This is a genomic window from Sphingobium sp. YR768, from assembly GCF_900111125.1.
Lineage (GTDB): Bacteria > Pseudomonadota > Alphaproteobacteria > Sphingomonadales > Sphingomonadaceae > Sphingobium.
Genome location: NZ_FOGE01000026.1, coordinates 21,035 through 43,311, shown reverse-complemented (window position 1 = coordinate 43,311; position 22,277 = coordinate 21,035). Strand labels below are relative to the sequence as shown.

Here is a 22,277-nt window from a genome sequence, read left to right as displayed (position 1 = left end):
CATGGCTGCCGATCCCATCATCTCCCTGCCCATTATCTCCTTAAGGGGCGTCACCAAGATATATGGCGAAGGGCCGACCGCGTTTCAGGCGCTCAAGGGCGTGGACCTCGACATCCAGCAGGGCGATTTCGTCGCCGTCATGGGACCGTCCGGTTCGGGCAAGTCGACAACGATGAACATCCTCGGCTGCCTCGACGTGCCGTCTGGCGGCACCTATTTGTTCAAGGGTCATCATGTGGAGACACTGGACCGCGACCAGCGGGCGCTGCTGCGCCGCCGCTATCTGGGCTTCGTGTTTCAGGGGTTCAACCTGCTGTCGCGCACGACCGCGCTGGAGAATGTCGAACTGCCCCTGCTCTATCGCGGTGAGGACAAGAAGCTGCGTTATGAAATGGGCATGGCCGCGCTGGACAAGGTGGGCCTCAAGGACTGGTGGGATCATACCCCGGCCGAACTCTCCGGCGGGCAGCAGCAGCGCGTCGCCATCGCCCGCGCCATCGTGACCCAGCCCGATGTGCTGGTGGCGGACGAGCCGACCGGCAATCTCGATTCGCAGCGCTCGATCGAGATCATGGAATTGCTGACCGACCTCAACAGGAATAGCGGCATCACCGTGCTGATGGTGACGCATGAGCCGGACATGGCCGCCTATGCCCGCACCATCGTCCATTTCCGCGACGGGCTGGTCGAAAGCATCGAAGCGGGGGTGACGGCGTGAGGGTGGTCACAATGACCGTTCGCCCTGAGCGAAGTCGAAGGGCATCGCTGAACGCAGTGAAGCGCCTTCGCTACACTCAGGCAAAGGCTTCGACTTCGCTCAGCCCGAACGGATTTAGGGATTACAGCCCGTGCTAGGCACTACAGTCATCCTCGCCTTTCGCGCGATCAACCGGCACAAGCTGCGCAGTTTCCTCACCACGCTGGGCATCATCATCGGCGTGGCCGCGGTCGTCACCATGGTGACGCTGGGCAATGGCGCGACTGCGGCCGTGCGCGAACAGATTAGTTCGCTGGGCGCCAATGTGCTGCAATTGCGGCCGGGTCAGGGCTTCGGCCGGGGCGGCGGCGGTCCCAGGCCGCCGGACTTCAAGGAACGCGACCTGACCGCCATCGAAAACCAGCTGACCGGCGTGCGCGCCGTGGCGCCGGTGGTGCAGTCGAGCGGCACCGCCATCTATGAAGGCAATAACTGGTCGACCACCGTCTATGGCACCACCTCCGCCTATTCGGAGGTGCAGCAGTGGAAGGTGGCGGACGGCCGCCTGTTCCTGCCCGACGAAGAGGAAGCGGGCAAATCCGTCTGCATCATCGGCAATACGGTGCGCACCAACCTGTTCCAGGGCACCGAGCCAGTCGGCCAGCGGATGCGGATCAAGGGCGTATCCTGTCAGGTCGTGGGCGTGCTCGCCACGCGCGGTCAGGGCGGCTTTGGCGATCAGGACGATGTCGTGGTCATGCCAATCAAGTTCGTGCAGCGCCGCTTCACCGGCGACCGCGACATCAGCCAGATCATGGTCGCGGTGGACGACGCCTATGACACCAGCACGGTGCAGGCCAGCCTTGAGGAACTGATGCGCGAGCGGCGCAAGATCAAGGCGGGCGATCAGGACAATTTCAACGTCTTCGACACCAAGCAGATCAGCGACACGCTGACCGGCACGACCACCATCCTGACCCAGATCGTCGGCGCGGTGGCGGCGATATCGCTGCTGGTCGGCGGGATCGGCATCATGAACATCATGCTGGTGTCGGTGACGGAGCGGACGCGGGAAATCGGCATCCGCCTCGCCATCGGCGCGGTCGCGCGCGAGGTGCTGATGCAATTCCTTGTGGAGGCGATCGTGCTATCCTGTCTGGGCGGCCTGATCGGCCTGTTCCTGGCGCTGATCGCCTCCGTCGCCATCGCGCCGCTGATGCAGGTGCCCTTCCTGTTCGACGTGAAGGTCAACGCCATCGCCTTCCTCTTCTCGGCCGCGATCGGCGTGGTGTTCGGCTATTTCCCGGCCCGCAGGGCGGCGGCGCTCAACCCGATCGATGCGTTGCGGCATGAGTAGGTGAAGGGATGCGGGCGAGGCGCGGGACGACTGGTGGCGACCAACGGTGGTCATTTATTGGGGAATGCGCGATGCTCGGAAGCTGACGTTTACGGGAGCACCTGATTTCCCGACATGAAGGCGGTCGCGACGACGAGCGGCGGCTACGACACTGTGTGGATACGGCAAGCCACATTGTGCCATTCCCCTCCGCTGAGACGAAATAGGCAGTCACCACTAGCACCGTCCAGTGAGCTTGCTTGATAACCACCCGAGATTACAATCTCGTTCCCATTCCGTGAAAGGATAAATGCATCCATGTAAGTCCCGTAGCGACGTGCAACGAGCCTTATGACTTTCTTTCCACACCTGATCTTTTTCGGCAATTGCGTATATCCGCCTGCCTCTTGTTGGAGACGCACAATCGTATTTTTGGCACCGCCATCAATGTCTTGACTTATGAATTTCAAGGTCGAAAGTGCAACTTCGCTGACTGCACAGACAACGGCACGGTCTTGCTCGTTGAGTATCTGTGTAGCGGACGCAGGCTGCACATTTACCAGAGCCCATGGGGCGAGTGACATTACCACGATCAACCGCATTGAACACTTATGGTCGATGCATCCGAAGTCTGCAATTCAGTTATCTGTCCACGGCCAGCATGCCGCATCAGGGCGTTGCCAATGGCCTGATTGTCCCGCTCGTTTTCCCGAGGCTTGATTGCCACTCCGTTCATCCTGATTTGATGCCGGAAAACGCCGTCGGATTGGACGAATGCGCGACAACCCCAAATGCAGGGTTTTTCGTCACTTCATTACGGCAGCTATTGGCCCGCACATTCTCGGAAGCCGACATTCCGCTCTCCACCCAAGTACGTCATTCCCGCGACGCTTTTATCAGAGCCCTGCCCCTGCCGCCTCCCCCGCCCCCAACCTTTCCTATCCGTCCCTTTTCTGATTCCTTTCGGGGCATGGTCCGGAACCGATTTGCTTCGCCCTCACCCAGCGGCCCGCGCGCCCGTGACGCGGAAATGGCGCTTACATGGCGCAGGCCTGCCGCGTCGGCGGTGCGCCGCAGACGCGCGGCAGGCGCGTTCCGAAACCCGCCCCTGTGGCGTTACCGGTGCCTATCCGGCGCGTCACAGGCGCGTTCCGGGTGCAAAACAGGCACTTATGCCCGACGACATTGTGAACTTCGGACTATCCTATTGGACGCGGGCCTATTGGACGCGGGCTGGATCAGCCCACCGGTCGCCTCGCCCGCAGCGCCTGCGCCAGCGTGCCTTCGTCCAGATAATCCAGTTCGCCGCCGACCGGCACGCCATGGGCGAGCTGGGTCAGGCGGATCGGGAAGCGCTCCAGCCGTTCCGCCAGATAATGGGCGGTGGTCTGCCCCTCCAGCGTGGCGTTCATCGCCAGCACCACTTCGTCCACGCCGCCCTGTTCCAGCCGGGCGACCAGCGCGTCGATGGTCAGGTCTTCGGGCCGCACCCCCTCCAGCGCAGACAGGCGACCGCCCAGCACATGGAAGCGGCCGGGGAAGAGGCGCGACTTGTCGAGCGCCCAGAGGTCCGACACATCCTCCACCACGCACAGCGCGCGCGGATCGCGGCGATGGTCGGTGCAGATGCCGCAGGGATCGACCGTGTCCACATTGCCGCAGACATGGCAGGTGACGAGCCGTTCGTTCACCGCCTCCAGCGCGCGCAGCAGCGGCTCCATCGCGCCCTCGCGCCGCTTGAGCAGATGCAGCACCGCGCGGCGCGCCGAACGGGGGCCAAGTCCAGGCAGGCGGGACAGCGCTTGGGTCAATGCTTCGATTTCTGGTGAGGCCATATCGTGAGATAAGGGGTTGCATGTCATCCCGACAAGAGCTTTGAGGAGCTTCTTTGGAAATGCGCCTTCGACGCATTTCGGATGCGGTGCCGGCCCGCTCCCCCACCCGGCCACCCAACGGCAGTATCATATGGGTGGCCGGGTGGCGGGGCGGGCCGGTGCGGAACCGGATAAAGATCATCATGCGTATCATCTATATGGGCACCCCCGATTTCGCCGTTCCTGCGCTCGACGCGCTGGTGAAGGCAGGTCATGACGTCATTGCGGTCTATAGCCAGCCGCCCCGCCCCGCCGGTCGCGGCAAGGCGCTGCGCCCCTCCCCCGTGCATCTGCGGGCGGAGGAACTGGGCATAGAGGTCCGCACCCCGGTTTCGCTGAAGGATGCCGAGGTGCAGGCCGCCTTCGCCGCGCTGGACGCCGATGTCGCGGTGGTCGCCGCCTATGGGCTGATCCTGCCGCGCGCCGTGCTGGCCGCGCCGCGCCATGGCTGCATGAATATCCACGCCTCCCTGCTGCCGCGCTGGCGCGGGGCGGCGCCGATCCAGCGGGCGATCCTGTCGGGCGACAATGTCACCGGCGTCACCATCATGGATATGGAGGCGGGGCTGGACACCGGCCCGATGCGCGCCAAGCATGTCACCCCCGTCGAGGGCAAGACCGCCGGCGCGCTGACCGCCGAACTGGCGCAGGCCGGTGCGGAACTGATGGTAGAAGTGCTGGACGATATATCGCTGCACCCGCCCATGGTGCAGCCCGACGAGGGCGTCACCTATGCCGCCAAGATCGACAAGGCGGAATCGCGCATCGATTTCGGCAAGGGCGCGCATCAGGTCGAACGGCTCGTTCGGGCCTTCAATCCCTTCCCCGGCGCCTTTTTCGAATATCAGGGCGAGCGTTTCCGTATCCTGGCCGCCCATGTCGAACATCATGCCGGGGCGGCGGGCGCATTGCTGGACGACAGCCTGCTGATCGGCTGCGGCCATGACGCGATCCGCCCGACGCTGATCCAGCGGGCGGGCAAGGGCGCGATGACGCCGGGCGAATTGCTGCGTGGATTTGCCATGCCCGCCGGGAGCCGGGTGGATGGGTGACTATTCCTATAGCCCCTCCCTTTCAGGGAGGGGTTGGGGTGGGTTGCGAGCAAAGCGAGCCTGCCACCACGGCCGTCTGGCGATTGCTGACGCAATCGCACCCACCCCCGGCCCCTCCCTGAAAGGGAGGGGAGAAAAGGCATGACCCGTTTCGCCTTCACCGTCGAATTTGACGGCCGCCCCTTTATGGGCTGGCAGCGGCAGGCGCATGGCCCCAGCGTGCAGCAGACGATCGAGGATGCGATCTTCGCGGTCACGGGCGAACGCGCCGTCATTCATGCCGCCGGGCGCACCGATGCGGGCGTCCACGGCCTGGCGATGCGCGCCCATGCGGAGGTGGACAAGCCGATAGACCCCTTCCGCCTGATGGAGGCGATCAACGCGAAGATGCGGCCCAATCCGGTCGCGATCCTGGCGTGCGAGCAGGTGGCGGACGACTGGCATGCCCGTTTCTCCTGCATCGGTCGGTCCTATGTCTATCGCATCGCCAATCGCCGCGCGCCGCTGACGTTCGAAACCGGACTGGCATGGCGGGTCATCCAGCCGCTCGACGCCGGGGCGATGCAGGATGCGGCGCAGATATTGGTCGGGCGGCATGACTTCACCACCTTCCGGTCCGCCCATTGTCAGGCACACAGCCCCGTCAAGTCGCTGGACCGGCTGGATGTCGAACGCGATGGCGACCGCATCGCCATCCATGCGGCGGCGCGATCCTTCCTGCATCATCAGGTGCGCTCGATGGTCGGCTGTCTGGCGATGGTCGGCATGGGGCGCTGGTCCGCCGATGACCTGCGCGATGCGCTGGAGGCGAAGGATCGGGCGGCGCTGGGCCTCAACGCCCCGCCAGACGGGCTCTATTTCGTGCGGGCGACCTATCCGTCAGATGAAGGCGGCGCCGCATAGCCGGTTTTTGCCGGCGCGCTTGGCGGTGCGCATCGCATCGTCGGCGCAGGCGATCAGCCGGTCGAGATCGGCCGGATCGGGCAGGTCGGTCGTGACGATGCCAAAGCTGCCGCTGATCCCCATGCCATAGGTGGCCAGCGCCAGCCGTATCGCCTCGGCACTATCCGACACCGGCTGATGGTCCCATTCGGTGGCGAGCAGCAGAAATTCGTCCCCGCCGATGCGCGCGACGATATCGCCGGGACAGGCCTGATCCTTCAGCAACTGGCCGACATCGACCAGACAGCCGTCGCCGGCAGCATGGCCATATTTGTCGTTCAACTGCTTGAAGCCATCCAGATCGAGGTAGAGGAGGCTGACGCTGCGCCCCTGCTGCCCGGCATCGGCCAGCATGTCCCGCGCCCGGCAGGCAAAGCCGCGGCGGTTGAGCAATCCGGTCAACGCATCATGCAGCGCCTCGAAACTGGCCTGCCGCAGGTCCGACAGATCCTCGATCACGGCGACATAAAATTCGGGCTGATCCGCCTCATCCCGCGCCATCGCGACGGTCAGGTTGATCCAGATGATCGCCCCGTCCGCCCGGACATAACGTTTTTCCATGGAGTAGCGCGGTATCTCTCCACTGTTGAGGCGCGCCAGCAGCGCTTCGTCCGCGTTCAGATCATCGGGATGGGTGATCTGCTGAAAACCGGTGCGAATCAGCGTATCGGCATCATAGCCGCTGATCGCGCAGAAGCGCGGATTGACCAGCAGGAAGCGGCCATCCAGCCCGACATGGGCGATGCCGACCGGCGCGTGGAGAAAGGTTGCCTCGAACCGGCGCTGCGCCAGTGCGAGCGCCGCCGCCATGCTCCTATCGATTGGCGAAAGGTCTGAAACCGGCCGATGATTGTCATTATTCGAAAAATGCCGGTGGGACTGCCTGCTCATGCCCCCTCTTGGAGGCCAATCCGTAAATAGAGGCTTTACCGTTGCTGCATTTCCGTAAAATTTCTCAGATGCTAGTCTTGAACGGCGTGAAATCCGTACCGGAATCATAGATATCCAGCCCTTCGCGTCGCTTGACGAAGGCGACCATGGCATAGGTGACCGGCGTCAGGATCGCTTCCCAGCCGACCTTCATCGCCCAATTGGTGACCATGACGGTCAGCACCTGCGCATTGGTCCAGTCACCATAGAAAGCGAGGGGATAGAAAAGCAGGCTGTCGACGCCCTGCCCCACGATGGTCGAGCCGATGGTGCGCATCCACAGATGCCGTCCCTGCGTCAGCAATTTCATCTTGGCGAGGACGAAGCTGTTGGCGAATTCGCCGGCCCAGAAGGCGCAGACCGACGCAAAGACGATCCGCCAGGTGCTGCCAAACACCGCTTCATAGGCTTTCTGGTCGGGCCAGCCGTCCGCCGGAGGCAGAGCGACCACCACCCAACTCATGAAAGCCATGAACAGCATCGCCGCAAAGCCCACCCAGACGCAGCGCCGCGCGCGGGCATAGCCATAGACTTCGGTCAGCACGTCACCCAGCACATAGCCGAGCGGAAAGAAGAGAATGCCTGCGCCAAAGGTGAAGCCGCCCAATGTCGACAGCTTCGCCGCGCCGATCAGGTTGGACAGCAGCAATATGGCGACGAAGGCCGCCATGAAGAAGTCGTAATAGCGCAAGGGGCGCGTACCCAGCGCCGCTGCGTCGATCTTATGAATGGCCCCTTCGCTCATGGCGGTCATGCTTATCGCGCAGACAGGCGATTGCAAGCGGGCTCCACGCCCGCTATCGCGGCATCCGCACGGCCCCGTAGCTCAGTTGGATAGAGCATCCGCCTTCTAAGCGGATGGTCACAGGTTCGAATCCTGTCGGGGTCGCCAATTTCAGCCGTAAAACAGCATGAACAGCAGGCCCATGAGGGTCAGCAGCAGCGCGAACCACAGGAAACCGAAATCGGGCTTGTCGGGGTCACGCATAAGTCAGTCCATCATAAAGCAGCGGCCCGCCCCGACTTTCCAGAACCATGATATGATTCCCGGAAGCCAGGGCGGGCCGGCGCGATTTTATCAGAGAATCGTCTGGCCGGTCTTCGCCCAGTCGGCGGCGAAGCCTTCGAGGCCCTTGTCGGTCAGCACATGCCTGGACAGCATCTTGATGACGGACGGCGGGGCGGTCATCACGTCGGCGCCGATGCGGGCGCTTTCCAGCACATGGATGGGGTGACGGACCGAAGCGACCAGGATTTCGGTGTCGAAGCCATAATTGTCGTAGATCAGGCGGATATCGCCGATCAGCGCCATACCGTCGAAGCCATTATCGTCATGGCGGCCGACGAAGGGCGAGATGAAGCTGGCGCCAGCCTTGGCGGCGAGCAGGGCCTGATTGGCCGAGAAGCAGAGGGTGACGTTGACCAGCGTGCCATCGTCGGTCAGCGCCTTGCAGGTCTTCAGCCCGTCGATGGTCAGCGGCACCTTGATGCAGACATTGTCGGCGATCTTGCGAAGGACTTCGGCTTCCTTCATCATCGTTTCATGGTCGAGCGCGACCACTTCGGCGGACACCGGACCATCCACGATACCGCAGATTTCCTCGACCACTTCCAGGAACTTGCGGCCCGACTTGTGGATCAGCGAGGGGTTGGTGGTGACGCCATCGAGCAGGCCGGTGGCGGCGAGTTCACGGATTTCGGCGGTGTCGGCGGTGTCGACGAAGAATTTCATGGGATGGACTCCGGGGATGGGCGAATCGCGCCCCTTTAGCGGCTGCGGTGCGGATTCGCCATCTTGCGCGACACGAATTGCATCGGCGATGCGGCCAGACTAAGCCGTCGGCACCTTTCCAAAGGACCAGACATGTCCTGTTCGCCCCGCGCCCGCTTCGCCACGGGGCTATGCCTCTTTCTTGCGCCCATGCCCGCCATTGCGGCCGAAAGCGAGAGTCAGGCGTGGATGACCGAACTGGCAACGATCCGGGCGAGCGACAGCGACATCGTGACCATTGATTCGAGCCAACGCCTGCGGTCCGACGCGGATAGCGGCGGTGAGCAATTCGTCGCGCGGATCGGACTGGACCATACCGTCGCACCGCATCTGCAACTGGGTGGCGGCATCGCCTATCTGGATAGTGAGGTCGACAAGGAGATGCGCCTGTTTCAGCAGGCGATCGTGACGAAGGGAATGTGGTTGATCCGCAGCCGGATCGAACAACGATTTTTCAGCACGGCCGATGCGCCAAGCTGGCGGTTCCGGCAGAGGGTGCAGGCATCGGTGCCGATCGATCGCGCGAAGAAGTGGACGGTGGTCGCGGCGACCGAACTCTTCTTTCACCTCAACCGTGCCCGGCCCAGCGACAAGACCGGCCTTGCGATGATGCGTAACCAGATCGGCCTGCGCCACCCGATCGCCAGAGCGCTGGACGCGCAACTCCTTTATATGCGGCAGCAAAATTTTCGGGATGGGCGGCCGGATGTCGTGTCGCACATCCCCTGGCTGACGCTAAGCTGGCGGCTGTAGCCGCGAAGCCATTGCGCCCCGCGCCCAGCGCTTTAAGGACAGTGGCATGTCGTCCCGCGCCCGTGTCCTGATCCTGAACGCTGCCCTGGGGCCGCTCGATTATCGTGTGCCGCATGGCATGCGGGTGGAGCCGGGCAGCATCGTCGTCGCGCCGCTGGGGCCGCGCCAGCTGATCGGCGTGGTGTGGGAGGAAGATAGTTTCCCCGATATCGAGACGGTCGGCGACAACAGGCTGCGCAATCTGCTGGAGGTGGTGGACGCCCCGCCTTTGCCTGAACCGCTCCGCCGATTGATCGAATGGACGGCGGACTATTATCTGTCGCCGCCCGCTGCCGTGTTGCGCATGGCGCTGTCGTCCATGGCGGCGCTGGAGGGCGCGCGGACGGTGATCGAATATCGGGCGACCGGCGCGGCGCCCGACCGGATGACCGAGCAGCGGAGCCAAGCGCTGGATCGGATCGGCGAGCGGCAGGGGCTGATCCGCGAACTGGCGATGATCGGCGGGGTCAGCGACGCGGTGATCCGGGGCCTGATCAAGCAGGACATATTCGAGGCGGTGGAGGTCAGCGTCGACACGCCCTTCCCCATGCCCGATCCCGACCATGCGCCACCCGAACTGTCGGAAGCGCAGCGCAGCGCGGCAAACCAGATGGCGGACGCTGTGCGCGCGCACGACTTTGCGCCCTTCCTGCTGGATGGCGTGACCGGATCGGGCAAGACGGAAGTCTATTTCGAGGCGATTGCGGCGGCGATCCGCGCCGACCGGCAGACTTTGGTGTTGCTGCCTGAAATCGCGCTGACCGAGCCGTTTCTGGAGCGGTTCGAGAAGCGGTTCGGTACGGTGCCGGTCAACTGGCATAGCGGGTTGCGCCAGAGCGAGCGGCGTAGGGCCTGGCGCGCCATCGCCAGCGGACAGGCGCAGGTGGTGGTCGGCGCACGATCGGCGCTGTTCCTGCCCTATCCGAACCTTGGCCTGATCGTTGTCGACGAGGCGCATGAGGCCAGTTTCAAGCAGGAGGAAGGCGTCCATTATCACGCGCGCGACGTGGCGGTGATGCGTGGACTGATGGAGAAATTTCCCGTCGTGCTGGCTTCCGCCACGCCCGCGATCGAGACGCGGCATCAGGTGGAACTGGGCCGCTATGCCGAAATCAAGCTGCCGTCGCGCTTTGGCGGGGCGGAGATGCCGACGATCGAGGGCATCAACCTGCTGACCGATCCGCCAGAGCGCGGCCGCTGGATCGCGCCGCCTGTGGTCAAGGCGATCGACGCGGTGATGGAAAAGGGCGAGCAGAGCCTGCTCTTCCTCAACCGGCGCGGCTATGCGCCGCTGACCCTGTGCCGCCATTGCGGCTATCGCTTTCAATGCCCCAATTGCACCGCCTGGATGGTGGAGCATCGGCTGACGCATCGGCTGGCCTGCCACCATTGCGGCCATGTCGTCCCTGCCCCGCGCCGCTGCCCGGAGTGCAAGGAGGAGGATTCGCTGGTCGCCTGCGGTCCCGGCGTCGAGCGGATCGCGGATGAGGTGAAGGCGCTGTGGCCGCAGGCGCGGATCGCCATCGCGACATCGGATACGCTGCATTCGCCGGCGCGAGCGGCCGATTTCGTGAAGTCGGTGGAGGCGGGCGATATCGACATCATCGTCGGCACCCAGCTCATCACCAAGGGCTATCATTTCCCCAACCTGACTCTGGTGGGGGTGATCGACGCCGATCTGGGGCTGGAGGGCGGCGATCTGCGCGCGGCCGAGCGGACCTTCCAGCAGATCGTGCAGGTAGCCGGGCGCGCCGGACGTGGGGAGAAGCCGGGCAAGGTCTTCATCCAGACGCGCATGCCCGAAAGCGAGGTTATCAAGGCGCTGATCGACGGCGATACCGAACGATTCTATTGGGTCGAGACGGAGAATCGCCGACGCGCCAACGCCCCGCCCTTCGGCCGCTTCGCCGCGATCATCATATCGAGCGAAAATGCCGATGAGGCGGCACAGACCGCCCGGCTGATCGGCAAGTCGGCGCCGATGATAGAGGGGATGCGAGTCTATGGCCCCGCCCCTGCGCCGCTGTCCGTGCTGCGGGGGCGACATCGGCACCGCCTGCTGATCCATGCGACGCGGCAGGTCGATGTACAGGCGGCGATCCGCGAATGGCTGGGCAATCTGGCGTGGAAATCGGGAACGCGCGTGGCTGTGGATATCGATCCCTACAGCTTCATGTGAGTATCAGGACGCATCGGCGGGCGAGACGATGATCACCACGCGGCGATTTTCCCGGCGTCCGTCCGAAGACCGGTTGCTCTCCACCGGCACCCGCGCGCCCATGCCCACGACCCGCATCGCCGGCCGGGCCATGCCGCCGGACATCATCGCATCGGCCACCGCCTGCGCACGGCGGAGCGAAAGCGCCTCATTATAGCTGGCGGCTCCGATGGAATCGGTGTGCCCTTCGACCCGCGCGCCGCGAATATCCACCGCGACCAGCGCAGTGGAAATGCGGCCGATCGCCACCTTCTGGTTCGCGATCAGCGTGCTTTCGTCCGTCGCGAAGAGCAGTCGATCGGCCATGCCGAACTGCCAGTCGTCGCCCACCGCTTCGAAACCCTGCTGCTGAAGCGCGGCTACCTGACGCGGCGTGAAGCCGGACTGCCGCTGCGGCTGAACCGTCTGGCAGGCGGCCAGCAAGCCCAGCGAGACGATCAGCAAAATCCGGTGCATCCTCATATTATTCTCCCTTATTCCCTGCCGCCCGCGCGCCGCCCCTTGGCGGCATACATGGCCGCGTCCGCATGGCGCAGCAGATCGCGCGCGTCTGCGCTGTCCTGCGGGTATCGGGCGCTGCCGATGCTGAGCGAACCGTCGACCCTCTGGCCGCCGGGCAGCATGATCGGCTGGCGCATGCCGTCCAGGATGCGCGCCTTGATCGCTTCCAGTTCCTCCGGCCCGACGCCCGGCGCCAGGATAAGCGCAAATTCGTCCCCGCCCAGACGGAAGGCCTGATCGCCAACACGCAGCCCCGCCCGCAGCCGCGCGGCGATGACGATCAGCATCGCATCCCCCGCATCATGGCCATAGGTGTCGTTGACCGGCTTGAACCGGTTCACGTCCAGATAGAGGATCGCGAAAGGCAGGTTCAGTGCATCCGCCTGCGCCATGGTGGCAGGCAAGGAGCGTTCGAACATGGCGCGATTGCCAAGGCCCGTCAGCGCGTCGCGGGTCGCCTGCCGCTCCAGCATGCGATTTTGCGACAGGACGCCGCTATGCCAGTCGTTCAACTCCTCCAGCAAGGCGTTGAAATCGCGGCCCAACTGATCGACCTCCCGAATATGGGAGCGGGGTGCGCGGCGGTCGAACTGGCGGTTGGCGCGAACTTCATGGGCGACATCCGCGATCCGGCCCAGCGGGTCGGTGACGTCGCGCTGCAAGCGCCGCGCCAGTGCCCATGTCGCGATCAGGGTGAGGACGAGGCAGGCGATCGCCGTGGCCAGACCCGACAGGATGAAGCGCCCCAGCCCCTCTGCCCCGCCATGGACGCTGACCCGCGCGATCAAACGGTCGCCGCGCCGTACCTCTACGGTCGCGGGGGATGGCGCCACCAGATTGGCGATGCCGCCCTCGATCATGGTCATGATGCCATCGCCGGGCCGGCGCCAGAGTACCAGTTCCCGACCCTGCGGATCACGCACATCGACCCGGTGCACGCTTTCCGACGCAGCGACGGCGGCAATGCCGCTACGTGCCGCATCCATATCGTCGAATATCAGCGCCGGTTCGACCGTATAGGCAACGGTCCGGGCGATCAGCGCGAGGTTGCGGTCGGCATAGCCACGAATGACAAGGACGCCGGTGACGGTCAAGGTCACGCCCGCCATCAGTACGGCGAACAGGATGAGGCGCATATGCGCGCGGGCCAACACCTGACGCAGGGTCGGCAGAACGGGCGTGGATGGGGCATTATCGACGGGGGCTGACATGGTTCAATAGCCTCCTTTCGACAGGCGCAGGACGCGGGGATCGATCCGCACGGTCGATCGCGACACCGCATCGATATTGAGCTGGAAAGACAGGGTCTGCGGCGCGTAGAGCAGGCAGAAGATCGCCCCGCTACGGCAATCGGGATCATCCTCCGCAATGGTGAGAACGGGTTGGCCGCGCGTATCGGCGATCAGGCCCTGCATCGGCCCAGGGTCGAGCCGACCGATATAGAGGGCGTCGCAACCTTCTGATCGGGCTGAAGCCGATCCAGTCACACTGGAAAACTGAAGTTGGGCGCCGTTGGACAGGCTGATGTCGGCCAAACGCCCCGCATGGCGCGCATTCCCGGCCAGGCAGAACCGAACCACCGGTCGGGCGGTTGGCCAGCGCGTATATTCCAGCATCGCGCCGACCATGCGCGCAGTCCCCGCCGCCGTCGCATCCGTACCGGTGCCCAGTGGCAACATGGCAGGCTGGATCGTGGGAACCGCAAAGGCGACGGTCGGGATCAATAGCAACAGATAGAAGAAGATACTGCGCAAGCCCGACCTCAATCCCCAGACTCATCAAGGTCGAGCCGAGTATAGTTAATCACACGTAAAATACAGCAAAAATCATTCCGCTCGCGAGACGGTACCGGAACGGGCCGTGCGTCGCTGGCGAAGGCCTGTGCGACAGGCTAGGCTGACGGAATGGATAGCCCCTGCCGCAACCTCTGTTCGCTCGACCAAAACCGGCACTATTGTACCGGTTGCGGCCGAACGATCGAGGAGATCGTCCATTGGCGCAGCCTGGGCGACAAGCAGCGCATGGCGGTCATGCTGCGGGTGCGGGACTTCCAGTCGGGGCAGCAGGCTTCTTCTTCGCCGCCTGCGCATCATAGTCCGCCTTCATCCTGATCGCCGCTTCGCGCATTTCCGATCCGTGCGGGGAAAAGGCGATAGGATCGAGCAGGATCGAGGCGGCTTCATATTCGCCGCGAAAGGCCATCGCCTGGGCGATCTGGAACCGGTAATTGGGATTTTGCGGCAGCAGGGTGAAAGCCTTGTACAGCCCATCATAGCCAATGTCGGGCATCTTGCCGCCCCGCATGGCGTGATAGCGGTAGAAGAGCGCGAGCGGCACGGGATCTTCCGTATCCGCGCGATTGGCGCGAACGATGGAGGTCAGTGCGGCCTTCCAGTCCTCCTCCTTGTCGCTATCCTGCGCCCGGGCCAGCAAGGCTTCCGCCCGAACCGCATAGGCGCGGGAGGATTGGGGATCGATCGCAATCGCACGGTCGGCATCGGCCACCGCGGCATCTGGTTGCTCAGCTTCCCATTCCGCCTCTGCGAGCAGCGCCAGCGCATAGGCATTCCCCGGATATTTGGCGGCGGTGGTACGAATAGACGCGACCAGCGCAGGCATCTCCTCCGTGGTCGGGCGATGGATGAGATGCAGTTCATCCTCCATCAGCGCGCCCTGCGCCGGATCGACAGGCGCTACCGTAACGGCGCCGATATTCATTTCCTGCGGCTTCAGCACCGATATGTAGAGGCGCTTGCCCATATAGGCCTTCAGCACCTTCTCCAGTCCTGCCACGCCCCCTTCGAAATAATCGTCCGCCTTCACGTCCGGCTTCCCTTGCGCCAGATCGTTGAGATAGCGGGTCATGCCCGTCGTATAGGCATTCTTGTTCTGGAAATAATAATGGGTGAGCAGCCAGGCAGTGCCATAATAGCGATCCCCATCCCGCAGGTTCAGGCCATCGGTCGTGCGGGACAATAATTGGGCGAGCGGATAGGGCTGCCCCTGAACCAGCCCCGGCACCCGCCCCATCGGCACCTTGGCGAACTGGATCGACCCGTCCTTGGGAAACTCCACGACCGAGAAAAATTCCGCGAACCCTTCCACATACCAGGCCGGATAGGCGGCCGGGAAATGATGCAGCATGAAATGATGGGTATATTCGTGGAATAAGATTTCTTCAGCGCCGGTGTCATACATGCCCGTCTTGGCGCCCCGCGCCAGAAAGGCATAAGCTGTGCGATCGGAGGTGGTGTAATAGCCCGCGATGTTCGGATTGCGGGCCAGCTCCTTCACCTTGGCCTCGTTCGACAGAAGATAGACCTTTACCGGGCTTCCCTTGTCGGGGCTGGTCACGCCGGTCAGGCGGCGCAGCAGGAAATCGAACTTTTCCAGTCGTTCTGCAAAGCCTCGCAGCTTTTCGTCATTGCCTTCGCTATAGACGGTGAAATGCCGGGTTTGCGCCTGATACCAGGCGGCCTGCGCACCGACCGGCACACCCCCGCCAAGCAGCAAGGCCAGCACGGCTTTCATCCAGAATCGCGTCATCCCCAAACCGCTCCCCAACTACCCGGGAAGCAAGGTGGCCGAAGGCAGGCATGATGAAAAGGCGTAATCTCTCCGTTACTTGCGCTTTTCTCGCGCCAGCAGGGCCTGTTTCTTTTCCAGTCCCCAGGCATAGCCGCCCATGCCGCCATTGCTGCGCAGCACGCGGTGACAGGGGATAAGGACGGCGAGGTTGTTGTCGCCACAGGCCGTGCCTGCCGCCCGCACCGCACCGGGGCGACCGATCGCGGCAGCGATCTGCCCATAGCTGCGCGTTTCGCCCGGCGGGATGGCGCGTAACGCGGCCCAGATCGCTTGCTGGAACACCGTGCCATTCACATCGATAGGCAGGTCCGCCCCGGCTGCCGGGTCTTCCACCAGCGCCGCAACCCGTTGGGCCATAGCATCCAGCGCGGGATTGGCGGGATGGATATCGGCATGGGGGAAGCGCGCGCGCAGTTCCGCCTCCCCTTCCCCGAAGCTGATGCGGCACAGCCCCTTGTCGGTCGCGGCGACGAGCATGGGGCCAAGGCTGCTGCCGATCGTCCGCCAGCGGATCATGATCCCGCGCCCGCCATCCTTCCATGCGGTCGGCGTCATGCCCAGATGTTGCTCCGCATCGGCATAAGCGCGGCTGGGTGCGTTATAGCCCGCTTCATAGATGGCGGACGTCACGCTGCCGGGTTCTTCCAGTGCCGCCTTCAATCGCTCGGCCCGAAGGCCGCGCGCATAGGCGGCAGGGGTCAGGCCGGTTTCCCGTTTGAAGAGGCGATGGAAATGATGCGGGGCATAACCGACATGACCGGCGATATCGTCCAATCGGGGCGGCTCCTCCACAGCCTCGATAAAGGCGATCGCGGCGTCCACTGCCAGCCGATCGCGACCGATCTCGTCGGGTCGACAGCGCAGGCAGGCACGGAAGCCTGCCGCCCGCGCCGCCGCAGGATCGGGCAGAAAGGTCATATTCTCCCGCAGGGGATGGCGCGCCGCGCAGCTGGGTTTGCAATAGATGCCGGTGGTGGACACGCAGCCGACGAAGGCGCCGTCCATCGACCGGTCGCGCGCCAGGAATGCGTGCCAGCAGCTATCGGCATCGGGCATCGCAGCGGGCTGGGCCGGCGGAGAAATGGTGAGGCGAGTCATCTGGTTCATGCGGATATGGGATAGAAGGATGCCGACCGCCATGCTTCCTGCGTCTTGCGCTCAAAGCATTTTGCCTTTTCCCGATTGCACCGCGTGCCGCTTCGCATATGAATGCGCCACGATGGTCCCCTTCCCCCGCCGCTTCGCCCCTTTCCTCGGCTTCATGCTCGCGCTGCTGGCGCCAGCCTCCCTGCATGCCGAACAACAGGATATCGCCGCCGCCGCGCGCGGGGTCGTGCGCGTCGCGCTGGTCGCGACGGACGGGTCGGATGCCTATTTTGTCGGCCATGGCAGCGGCTTTGCCGTCGCGCCGGACAAGGTGCTGACCAACGCCCATGTCGTGGAACTGGCGCGCGAGGAGAAGAATCTGGTCATCGGCGTGATCCCGTCGGAAGGGACCAAGACCTATGGCGGGCGAATCATCGCCTATTCGCCGGGCAATGACCTGGCCCTGATCCAGTTGGAAGAAGGTAGCCTCCCGGTCAGCACCTTCTATGCCGGGGCGCTGACGGACGGGCAGCGTGTCACCGCGATCGGCTATCCCGGCACGGTCGACCGCGCGCAGGGCCTTGGCCTCAAGCAACTGGTCCAGCCGCTGGCGACGGTGAAAACCAGCGGCACCATCTCTTCGGGCCGGGCCAGCCAGAGCTTCGACACGCTGCTGCACACCGCGCCGCTGGCAGCCGGCAATAGCGGCGGGCCGCTGGTGGACGATTGTGGCCGGGTGCTGGGCGTGAACAGTTTCGGTTCCGTATCCGACGGCAATGATGCCGAATTCGGATTCGCCGTGTCGTGGCGCGAAGTCGCGTCCTTCCTGCGGCAGGCGGGCGTCAATTCGCTCCACACCATCGTGGGTTGCAAGTCCATGGCGGAAGCGGACGCGGCCGATGCGTCGCTGACCCAGCGCGAGGCGCAGGTGAGCGAGCAGAAGAACCGCGCCAGCGCCGACGCGCGCGAACAGGCGCTGAGCAAGGCGCGGGACGATGCGGAGCGGGACGTCATCACCGCGCGCGAAAATGCGATGGCGGGCGCGGCCGTGCTGCTGGCGCTGGCGGTGCTGGGCCTGGGCGCGGGCGGCCTGTTCTACACGCAGGGCAAGGAAAAGCAGGCGACCTGGTTCCTGGGCGGCGGCGGCGCGCTGTTGCTGGCGGCGCTGGGCCTGTTCTTCCTGAAGCCCAGCTTTTCCAGCATCGACGAACGGGTGAAGCTGCCCGAAGACAAGAGCATCACCAGCAACGGCGCCTTCGCCTGGGCTGGCGACAATGTCTGCAAGGTCGATCTGAACCGCAGCCGCCTGACGGTGTCCCAGCCCAATGATGTCGGCTTCAACTGGGCCGAGGGCGGCTGCGTCAATGGCGAGACCCAATATGTCTCCGTCGGCACCCAGTGGCAGCGCGCCACTGTGCCCGACGATCATAATTTCGTGTCCACCAGCCAGTTCGATCCGGCGACCGGCACGCTGCGCGTCCAGCGCTGGCTGCCCGACCTCGACACGATGGACAAGATTCGCGCGCTCCAGAAGGACGGGCCGATCAAGGGATGCGGCAGCGACTCCGAACGGCTGACGCGGATCGCGGCGCTCCAGAGCGATATGACAGCGTTGCTTCCGGCCCAGCCCAATGAACGGATCATCTATCATTGCCAAAAGGGTCGGCTTGCACCGGCCGATCCTGCCGAATGATCGATTCGTCGCAGCGGAATTACTCAGGCAAATAGCCGTATTTCATCACTATGGATGGAATCGCGTCACATGACTTGCATAGTCATAATGGCGCTGCTAACCGGCCCGCAACAGGGGCTCGGGACGGATCAGACCGCGCCCCCTTTTTGCATATCGGCAAATCAAGCGGAGGACGATAAGCGCGTGGAGACTACCGGCGGTATTCAGGCCAGCCTCAGTGGCCGTTATGCGGTGGCGCTGTTCGATCTGGCGCGCGATGCACAATCGCTCGACACCGTGGCAGAAAGCCTGGCGGCCCTGAAGGCTGCCGTGGCCGAATCGCCCGATTTCAAGGGACTGATCAACAGCCCCGTGTTGAGCCGCGAGGCAGCAGGGAAGACGATCGCAGCCGTCGCATCCTCCATCGGAATCGACGACCTCACGACAAAATTTCTTGGCGTGCTCGCCCAGAACCGTCGCCTGGGTCAGCTTCCCGCCGTCATCCGCGCCTATGAAACGCTGTTGTCGAATCACAAGGGCGAGGCCCGCGCCGAAGTGACGAGCGCGCATCCGCTGACCAAGACCCAGATCACCGCTCTGCAAAAGAGCCTCAAGGCCCGTGTCGGTCGCGAAGTCGCGGTCGAGGCAAAGGTCGACCCCGCAATTCTGGGCGGGCTGGTCGTGAAGATCGGCAGCCAGATGATCGACAGCTCTATCCGCACCCGTTTGAATACTCTCGCCATGGCGATGAAAGGCTAAGACATGGACATCAACGCCGCAGAAATTTCGAAGGTCATCAAGGACCAGATCGCCAATTTCGGCACCGAAGCGCAGGTCAGCGAAGTCGGTTCCGTTCTGACCGTGGGTGACGGCATCGCCCGCGTCCATGGCCTCGACAACGTCCAGGCGGGCGAAATGGTCGAGTTCGCCAATGGCGTGCAGGGCATGGCGCTGAACCTGGAAGCCGACAATGTCGGCGTCGTGATCTTCGGGTCCGACAGCGAGATCAAGGAAGGCGACGTCGTCAAGCGCACCGGCACCATCGTCGACGTTCCCGTCGGCAAAGGCCTGCTGGGTCGCGTCGTCGACGGCCTGGGCAACCCGATCGATGGCAAGGGCCCGATCCAGTATACCGAGCGCAAGCGTGTTGAAGTCAAGGCGCCGGGCATCATCCCCCGCAAGTCGGTGCACGAACCCGTGCAGACCGGCCTGAAGGCGATCGACGCCCTCGTCCCCGTCGGCCGTGGCCAGCGCGAGCTGATCATCGGCGACCGTCAGACCGGCAAGACCGCCGTCGCGATCGACACCTTCATCAACCAGAAGGGCGTCAACGCAGGCGACGACGAAGGCAAGAAGCTGTATTGCATCTACGTCGCCGTCGGCCAGAAGCGCTCGACCGTCGCGCAGATCGTCAAGCAGCTCGAAGAAAATGGCGCGATGGAATATTCGATCGTCGTCGCCGCGACCGCTTCGGAACCGGCTCCGCTTCAGTATCTGGCGCCCTATACCGGCGTCACCATGGGCGAATTCTTCCGCGACAATGGCATGCATGCCGTGATTGTGTATGACGATCTGTCCAAGCAGGCCGTCGCCTATCGTCAGATGTCGCTGCTGCTGCGTCGTCCTCCGGGCCGCGAAGCCTATCCGGGTGACGTTTTCTATCTGCACAGCCGCCTGCTGGAGCGCGCTGCGAAGATGAACGACGCCAATGGCAATGGTTCGCTGACCGCGCTGCCGATCATCGAGACGCAGGCGGGCGACGTTTCCGCGTACATCCCGACCAACGTGATCTCGATCACCGACGGCCAGATCTTCCTGGAAACCAACCTCTTCTATCAGGGCATCCGTCCGGCCATCAACGTGGGCCTCTCGGTGTCGCGCGTCGGCTCCGCCGCGCAGACCAAGGCAATGAAGAAGGTGTCCGGCTCGATCAAGCTGGAGCTGGCCCAGTATCGCGAAATGGCGGCCTTCGCCCAGTTCGGTTCGGACCTCGACGCGTCGACCCAGAAGCTGCTGAACCGTGGCGCGCGCCTGACCGAACTGCTCAAGCAGGGTCAGTTCTCGCCGCTGCCGTTCGAAGAGCAGACTGCGTCGATCTTCGCGGGCACCAACGGCTATCTGGACGCGATCCCGGTCAAGGACGTGACCCGTTACGAAGAACTGATGCTGGCCTATCTGCGTCACGATCACCCCGAAGTGCTGACCGCGATCCGCGACAGCAAGGATCTGGGTGACGACGCCAAGGGCAAGCTGAAGGCTGCGCTGGACTCGTTCGGCAAGACCTTCGCGTAAGCCCGTGCTGACCGCCCATTCCCTTCTTGCCTGGACCGTCATGTCGATCGGTCTGGTGCTGCTGCCGGGACCGGACACCATGTTGGTGGCCGGTCACGCAGCACGCCGTGGGCTGAAGGCGGGGATGGCGGCGATCGGCGGCATCCAGTTGGGCGGCCTGTTCTACATGCTGCTGTGCGGCTTCGGCTTCCTCAGCGTGCTGAACGCGGTGCCGGGGCTGTTCATGGCGGTGAAGATCGCCGGCGCGCTCTATCTGGCGTGGATGGGCCTTGGCCTGTTGCGTGGGGCGATTAAACCCGCCCCGGCGACGGCTGAGGCAAAGGTCCGGATTGGCGGATCGCCCTTCATGCAGGGTTTCATCAGCACCGTGCTGAACCCGAAGGTCGCGATCTTCTTTCTGGCCGCCCTGCCCCAGTTTGTGGGCACCGGTCCGGATGCACCGTGGCAGGGCATGTTGCTGATTGCGATCGTCTATGCGCTCGGTTTCGTCTGGTGTGCGCTGCTCGCGGCGCTTGCTACCAAGGCGGGCCGTTCGGTCGGTCAAAGCCGCGCGATGCGCTGGTTCGAAGGCGCCATGGGCGTCGGTTTCTTTGGTCTCGCGGGTCGTCTGGCCCTTGCTCGGAACGTATAAACTATGCCTAGCCTCAAGGAACTGAAGCTCCGCATCGGGTCGGTCAAATCGACCCAGAAAATCACCAAGGCGAAGCAGATGGTCGCCGCCGCGAAGCTGCGCAAGGCGCAAGCCGCTGCGGAAGCCGCTCGCCCTTATAGCAGCCGTCTGGAAGCGGTCGTCGCATCGCTGGCATCGAAGATCGCTGGCGGTTCGGGCGAAGGCGCTTCGCCGCTGCTCGCCGGCACCGGCAAGGATGAGGTGCACCTACTGGTCGTCGCCAACTCCGACCGTGGTCTGGCCGGCGCATTCAATGCGAACATCGTCAAGGCCGCTCTGGCCAAGGCGCGCGAACTGGAACTGGATGGCAAGAAGGTGCAGTTCTACCTGATCGGTCGCAAGGGCCGTCCGGTCATCAACCGCGCCTATCCGGGCAAGATCGTCGCGCAATATGACACGACGGGCGCCAAGGAGCCGGGCTTTGCGCAGGCACAGGCTGTAGCGCAGGAACTCAGCAAGATGTTCCTCGACGGCAAGTTCGACGTCGCGCACCTCTTCTATTCGCGCTTCAAGTCGGCTCTGGCCCAGATCCCGACCGAACAGCAGATCATCCCGGTCAAGATCCCGGCCGATGCCGACCGCAACGCCATTCCCGCCACGGTGGAATATGAGCCGAGCGAGGAAGCGATCCTGGACGACCTGTTGCCGCGCAACGTCGCTATCCAGCTGTTCAAGGCGCTGCTGGAAAACAACGCATCCGAACAGGGCGCGTCGATGACCGCGATGGACAATGCGACCCGCAACGCCGGCGACCTGATCAACAAGCTGACCATCCAGTATAACCGCAGCCGTCAGGCCGCGATCACCACCGAACTCGTCGAAATCATCTCGGGCGCCGAAGCCCTTTAAGTGCAGG

General features: G+C 63.8%; 21 protein-coding genes and 1 tRNA gene. 13 read left to right on the top strand and 9 right to left on the bottom strand.

Annotation, left to right across the window (positions count from 1 at the left end; genetic code table 11):
* Nucleotide 1: 1 nt before the first annotated feature.
* Nucleotides 2–718 carry an ABC transporter ATP-binding protein gene (locus BMX92_RS21190; RefSeq protein WP_093020250.1) on the top strand — a complete coding sequence of 239 codons (717 nt, stop codon included), beginning with the start codon at nt 2–4 and terminating at the stop codon, nt 716–718.
* Between the two features lie 130 nt (nt 719–848).
* A complete protein-coding gene (locus BMX92_RS21185) occupies nt 849–2,054 on the top strand; it encodes an ABC transporter permease (RefSeq protein ID WP_093020248.1) in 1,206 nt (401 codons plus the stop codon).
* A gap of 1,217 nt (nt 2,055–3,271) precedes the next feature.
* Here BMX92_RS21185 and recR read toward each other — a convergent pair.
* Complete coding sequence (gene recR / locus BMX92_RS21180; protein WP_093020246.1) at nt 3,272–3,868, bottom strand: recombination mediator RecR; 597 nt, start codon at nt 3,866–3,868, stop codon at nt 3,272–3,274.
* Between the two features lie 182 nt (nt 3,869–4,050).
* On the opposite strand from recR, the gene fmt reads away from it, so the two are divergent.
* Both fmt and truA read left to right on the top strand, forming a co-directional pair.
* The gene (fmt, locus tag BMX92_RS21175) at nt 4,051–4,959 is read left to right on the top strand and encodes a methionyl-tRNA formyltransferase (RefSeq protein ID WP_093020298.1); all 909 of its coding nucleotides are present in this window, start codon (nt 4,051–4,053) and stop codon (nt 4,957–4,959) included.
* Nucleotides 4,960–5,100: 141 nt separating this feature from the next.
* Nucleotides 5,101–5,862, top strand: a complete 762-nt coding sequence (gene truA, locus BMX92_RS21170) for a tRNA pseudouridine(38-40) synthase TruA (protein ID WP_093020244.1) — start codon at nt 5,101–5,103, stop codon at nt 5,860–5,862.
* Here truA and BMX92_RS21165 read toward each other — a convergent pair.
* Both BMX92_RS21165 and BMX92_RS21160 read right to left on the bottom strand, forming a co-directional pair.
* Nucleotides 5,839–6,711, bottom strand: coding sequence for a GGDEF domain-containing protein (locus BMX92_RS21165; RefSeq protein ID WP_256213538.1), 873 nt, complete (start codon nt 6,709–6,711; stop codon nt 5,839–5,841). The two genes, truA and BMX92_RS21165, sit on opposite strands and share 24 nt — an antisense overlap.
* A gap of 145 nt (nt 6,712–6,856) precedes the next feature.
* Nucleotides 6,857–7,576, bottom strand: coding sequence for a queuosine precursor transporter (locus tag BMX92_RS21160; RefSeq protein WP_093020296.1), 720 nt, complete (start codon nt 7,574–7,576; stop codon nt 6,857–6,859).
* A 70-nt stretch (nt 7,577–7,646) separates the two neighbouring features.
* On the opposite strand from BMX92_RS21160, the gene BMX92_RS21155 reads away from it, so the two are divergent.
* Nucleotides 7,647–7,723 (top strand) — tRNA-Arg (locus tag BMX92_RS21155).
* Nucleotides 7,724–7,909: 186 nt separating this feature from the next.
* Here the strand turns inward: BMX92_RS21155 and fsa are convergent.
* A complete protein-coding gene (gene fsa, locus BMX92_RS21150; RefSeq protein WP_093020240.1) occupies nt 7,910–8,563 on the bottom strand; it encodes a fructose-6-phosphate aldolase in 654 nt (217 codons plus the stop codon).
* A 132-nt stretch (nt 8,564–8,695) separates the two neighbouring features.
* On the opposite strand from fsa, the gene BMX92_RS21145 reads away from it, so the two are divergent.
* A complete protein-coding gene (locus tag BMX92_RS21145) occupies nt 8,696–9,355 on the top strand; it encodes a DUF2490 domain-containing protein (protein WP_093020238.1) in 660 nt (219 codons plus the stop codon).
* A gap of 46 nt (nt 9,356–9,401) precedes the next feature.
* The gene (locus BMX92_RS21140; protein ID WP_093020236.1) at nt 9,402–11,573 is read left to right on the top strand and encodes a primosomal protein N'; all 2,172 of its coding nucleotides are present in this window, start codon (nt 9,402–9,404) and stop codon (nt 11,571–11,573) included.
* Nucleotides 11,574–11,576: 3 nt separating this feature from the next.
* Here BMX92_RS21140 and BMX92_RS21135 read toward each other — a convergent pair whose 3' ends face one another.
* The 3 genes from BMX92_RS21135 to BMX92_RS21125 are packed head-to-tail and all read right to left on the bottom strand — an operon-like array spanning nt 11,577 to nt 13,867.
* On the bottom strand, nt 11,577–12,074 hold the full coding sequence (locus BMX92_RS21135; protein WP_256213537.1) for an OmpA family protein: 498 nt from the start codon (nt 12,072–12,074) through the stop codon (nt 11,577–11,579).
* Nucleotides 12,075–12,085: 11 nt separating this feature from the next.
* Nucleotides 12,086–13,324, bottom strand: coding sequence for a diguanylate cyclase domain-containing protein (locus BMX92_RS21130; RefSeq protein ID WP_093020232.1), 1,239 nt, complete (start codon nt 13,322–13,324; stop codon nt 12,086–12,088).
* 3 nt (nt 13,325–13,327) lie between these two features.
* Nucleotides 13,328–13,867: a YfiR family protein gene (locus tag BMX92_RS21125; protein WP_218145817.1), complete on the bottom strand. Its 540-nt coding sequence runs from the start codon at nt 13,865–13,867 to the stop codon at nt 13,328–13,330.
* 150 nt (nt 13,868–14,017) lie between these two features.
* On the opposite strand from BMX92_RS21125, the gene BMX92_RS21120 reads away from it, so the two are divergent.
* Nucleotides 14,018–14,224 (top strand): DUF1289 domain-containing protein, encoded by a 207-nt coding sequence (locus BMX92_RS21120; protein ID WP_093020230.1) that lies wholly within the window; start codon nt 14,018–14,020, stop codon nt 14,222–14,224.
* Here the strand turns inward: BMX92_RS21120 and BMX92_RS21115 are convergent.
* A complete protein-coding gene (locus tag BMX92_RS21115; protein WP_093020228.1) occupies nt 14,142–15,659 on the bottom strand; it encodes a hypothetical protein in 1,518 nt (505 codons plus the stop codon). The two genes, BMX92_RS21120 and BMX92_RS21115, sit on opposite strands and share 83 nt — an antisense overlap.
* A 75-nt stretch (nt 15,660–15,734) precedes the next feature.
* Nucleotides 15,735–16,808 carry a bifunctional DNA-binding transcriptional regulator/O6-methylguanine-DNA methyltransferase Ada gene (gene ada, locus BMX92_RS21110; RefSeq protein WP_093020292.1) on the bottom strand — a complete coding sequence of 358 codons (1,074 nt, stop codon included), beginning with the start codon at nt 16,806–16,808 and terminating at the stop codon, nt 15,735–15,737.
* A gap of 112 nt (nt 16,809–16,920) precedes the next feature.
* On the opposite strand from ada, the gene BMX92_RS21105 reads away from it, so the two are divergent.
* From BMX92_RS21105 to BMX92_RS21085, 5 genes are all read left to right on the top strand, one after another.
* The gene (locus BMX92_RS21105) at nt 16,921–18,480 is read left to right on the top strand and encodes a S1C family serine protease (RefSeq protein WP_093020226.1); all 1,560 of its coding nucleotides are present in this window, start codon (nt 16,921–16,923) and stop codon (nt 18,478–18,480) included.
* Nucleotides 18,481–18,663: 183 nt separating this feature from the next.
* Entirely contained in the window at nt 18,664–19,218 is a 555-nt protein-coding gene (locus tag BMX92_RS21100) for a F0F1 ATP synthase subunit delta (RefSeq protein ID WP_093020290.1), read from the top strand.
* Nucleotides 19,219–19,221: 3 nt separating this feature from the next.
* Nucleotides 19,222–20,751 (top strand): F0F1 ATP synthase subunit alpha, encoded by a 1,530-nt coding sequence (atpA, locus tag BMX92_RS21095; protein ID WP_093020224.1) that lies wholly within the window; start codon nt 19,222–19,224, stop codon nt 20,749–20,751.
* A gap of 40 nt (nt 20,752–20,791) precedes the next feature.
* The gene (locus BMX92_RS21090; RefSeq protein ID WP_093020222.1) at nt 20,792–21,382 is read left to right on the top strand and encodes a LysE family translocator; all 591 of its coding nucleotides are present in this window, start codon (nt 20,792–20,794) and stop codon (nt 21,380–21,382) included.
* A gap of 3 nt (nt 21,383–21,385) precedes the next feature.
* Nucleotides 21,386–22,270 carry a F0F1 ATP synthase subunit gamma gene (locus BMX92_RS21085; RefSeq protein WP_093020220.1) on the top strand — a complete coding sequence of 295 codons (885 nt, stop codon included), beginning with the start codon at nt 21,386–21,388 and terminating at the stop codon, nt 22,268–22,270.
* Nucleotides 22,271–22,277 lie beyond the last annotated feature (7 nt).

Bases quoted from the DNA above. Each gene is read 5' to 3' on its own strand.
- truA (WP_093020244.1), top strand. From the start codon at position 5,101: ATGACCCGTTTCGCCTTCACCGTCGAATTTGACGGCCGCCCCTTTATG.
- ada (WP_093020292.1), bottom strand. From the start codon at position 16,808: ATGAACCAGATGACTCGCCTCACCATTTCTCCGCCGGCCCAGCCCGCT.
- BMX92_RS21130 (WP_093020232.1), bottom strand. From the start codon at position 13,324: ATGTCAGCCCCCGTCGATAATGCCCCATCCACGCCCGTTCTGCCGACC.
- BMX92_RS21120 (WP_093020230.1), top strand. From the start codon at position 14,018: ATGGATAGCCCCTGCCGCAACCTCTGTTCGCTCGACCAAAACCGGCAC.
- fsa (WP_093020240.1), bottom strand. From the start codon at position 8,563: ATGAAATTCTTCGTCGACACCGCCGACACCGCCGAAATCCGTGAACTC.
- BMX92_RS21145 (WP_093020238.1), top strand. From the start codon at position 8,696: ATGTCCTGTTCGCCCCGCGCCCGCTTCGCCACGGGGCTATGCCTCTTT.
- BMX92_RS21085 (WP_093020220.1), top strand. From the start codon at position 21,386: ATGCCTAGCCTCAAGGAACTGAAGCTCCGCATCGGGTCGGTCAAATCG.
- recR (WP_093020246.1), bottom strand. From the start codon at position 3,868: ATGGCCTCACCAGAAATCGAAGCATTGACCCAAGCGCTGTCCCGCCTG.
- BMX92_RS21165 (WP_256213538.1), bottom strand. From the start codon at position 6,711: ATGGCGGCGGCGCTCGCACTGGCGCAGCGCCGGTTCGAGGCAACCTTT.
- BMX92_RS21105 (WP_093020226.1), top strand. From the start codon at position 16,921: ATGGTCCCCTTCCCCCGCCGCTTCGCCCCTTTCCTCGGCTTCATGCTC.
- BMX92_RS21140 (WP_093020236.1), top strand. From the start codon at position 9,402: ATGTCGTCCCGCGCCCGTGTCCTGATCCTGAACGCTGCCCTGGGGCCG.
- BMX92_RS21115 (WP_093020228.1), bottom strand. From the start codon at position 15,659: ATGACGCGATTCTGGATGAAAGCCGTGCTGGCCTTGCTGCTTGGCGGG.
- fmt (WP_093020298.1), top strand. From the start codon at position 4,051: ATGCGTATCATCTATATGGGCACCCCCGATTTCGCCGTTCCTGCGCTC.
- BMX92_RS21135 (WP_256213537.1), bottom strand. From the start codon at position 12,074: ATGAGGATGCACCGGATTTTGCTGATCGTCTCGCTGGGCTTGCTGGCC.
- BMX92_RS21090 (WP_093020222.1), top strand. From the start codon at position 20,792: ATGTCGATCGGTCTGGTGCTGCTGCCGGGACCGGACACCATGTTGGTG.
- BMX92_RS21160 (WP_093020296.1), bottom strand. From the start codon at position 7,576: ATGAGCGAAGGGGCCATTCATAAGATCGACGCAGCGGCGCTGGGTACG.
- atpA (WP_093020224.1), top strand. From the start codon at position 19,222: ATGGACATCAACGCCGCAGAAATTTCGAAGGTCATCAAGGACCAGATC.
- BMX92_RS21190 (WP_093020250.1), top strand. From the start codon at position 2: ATGGCTGCCGATCCCATCATCTCCCTGCCCATTATCTCCTTAAGGGGC.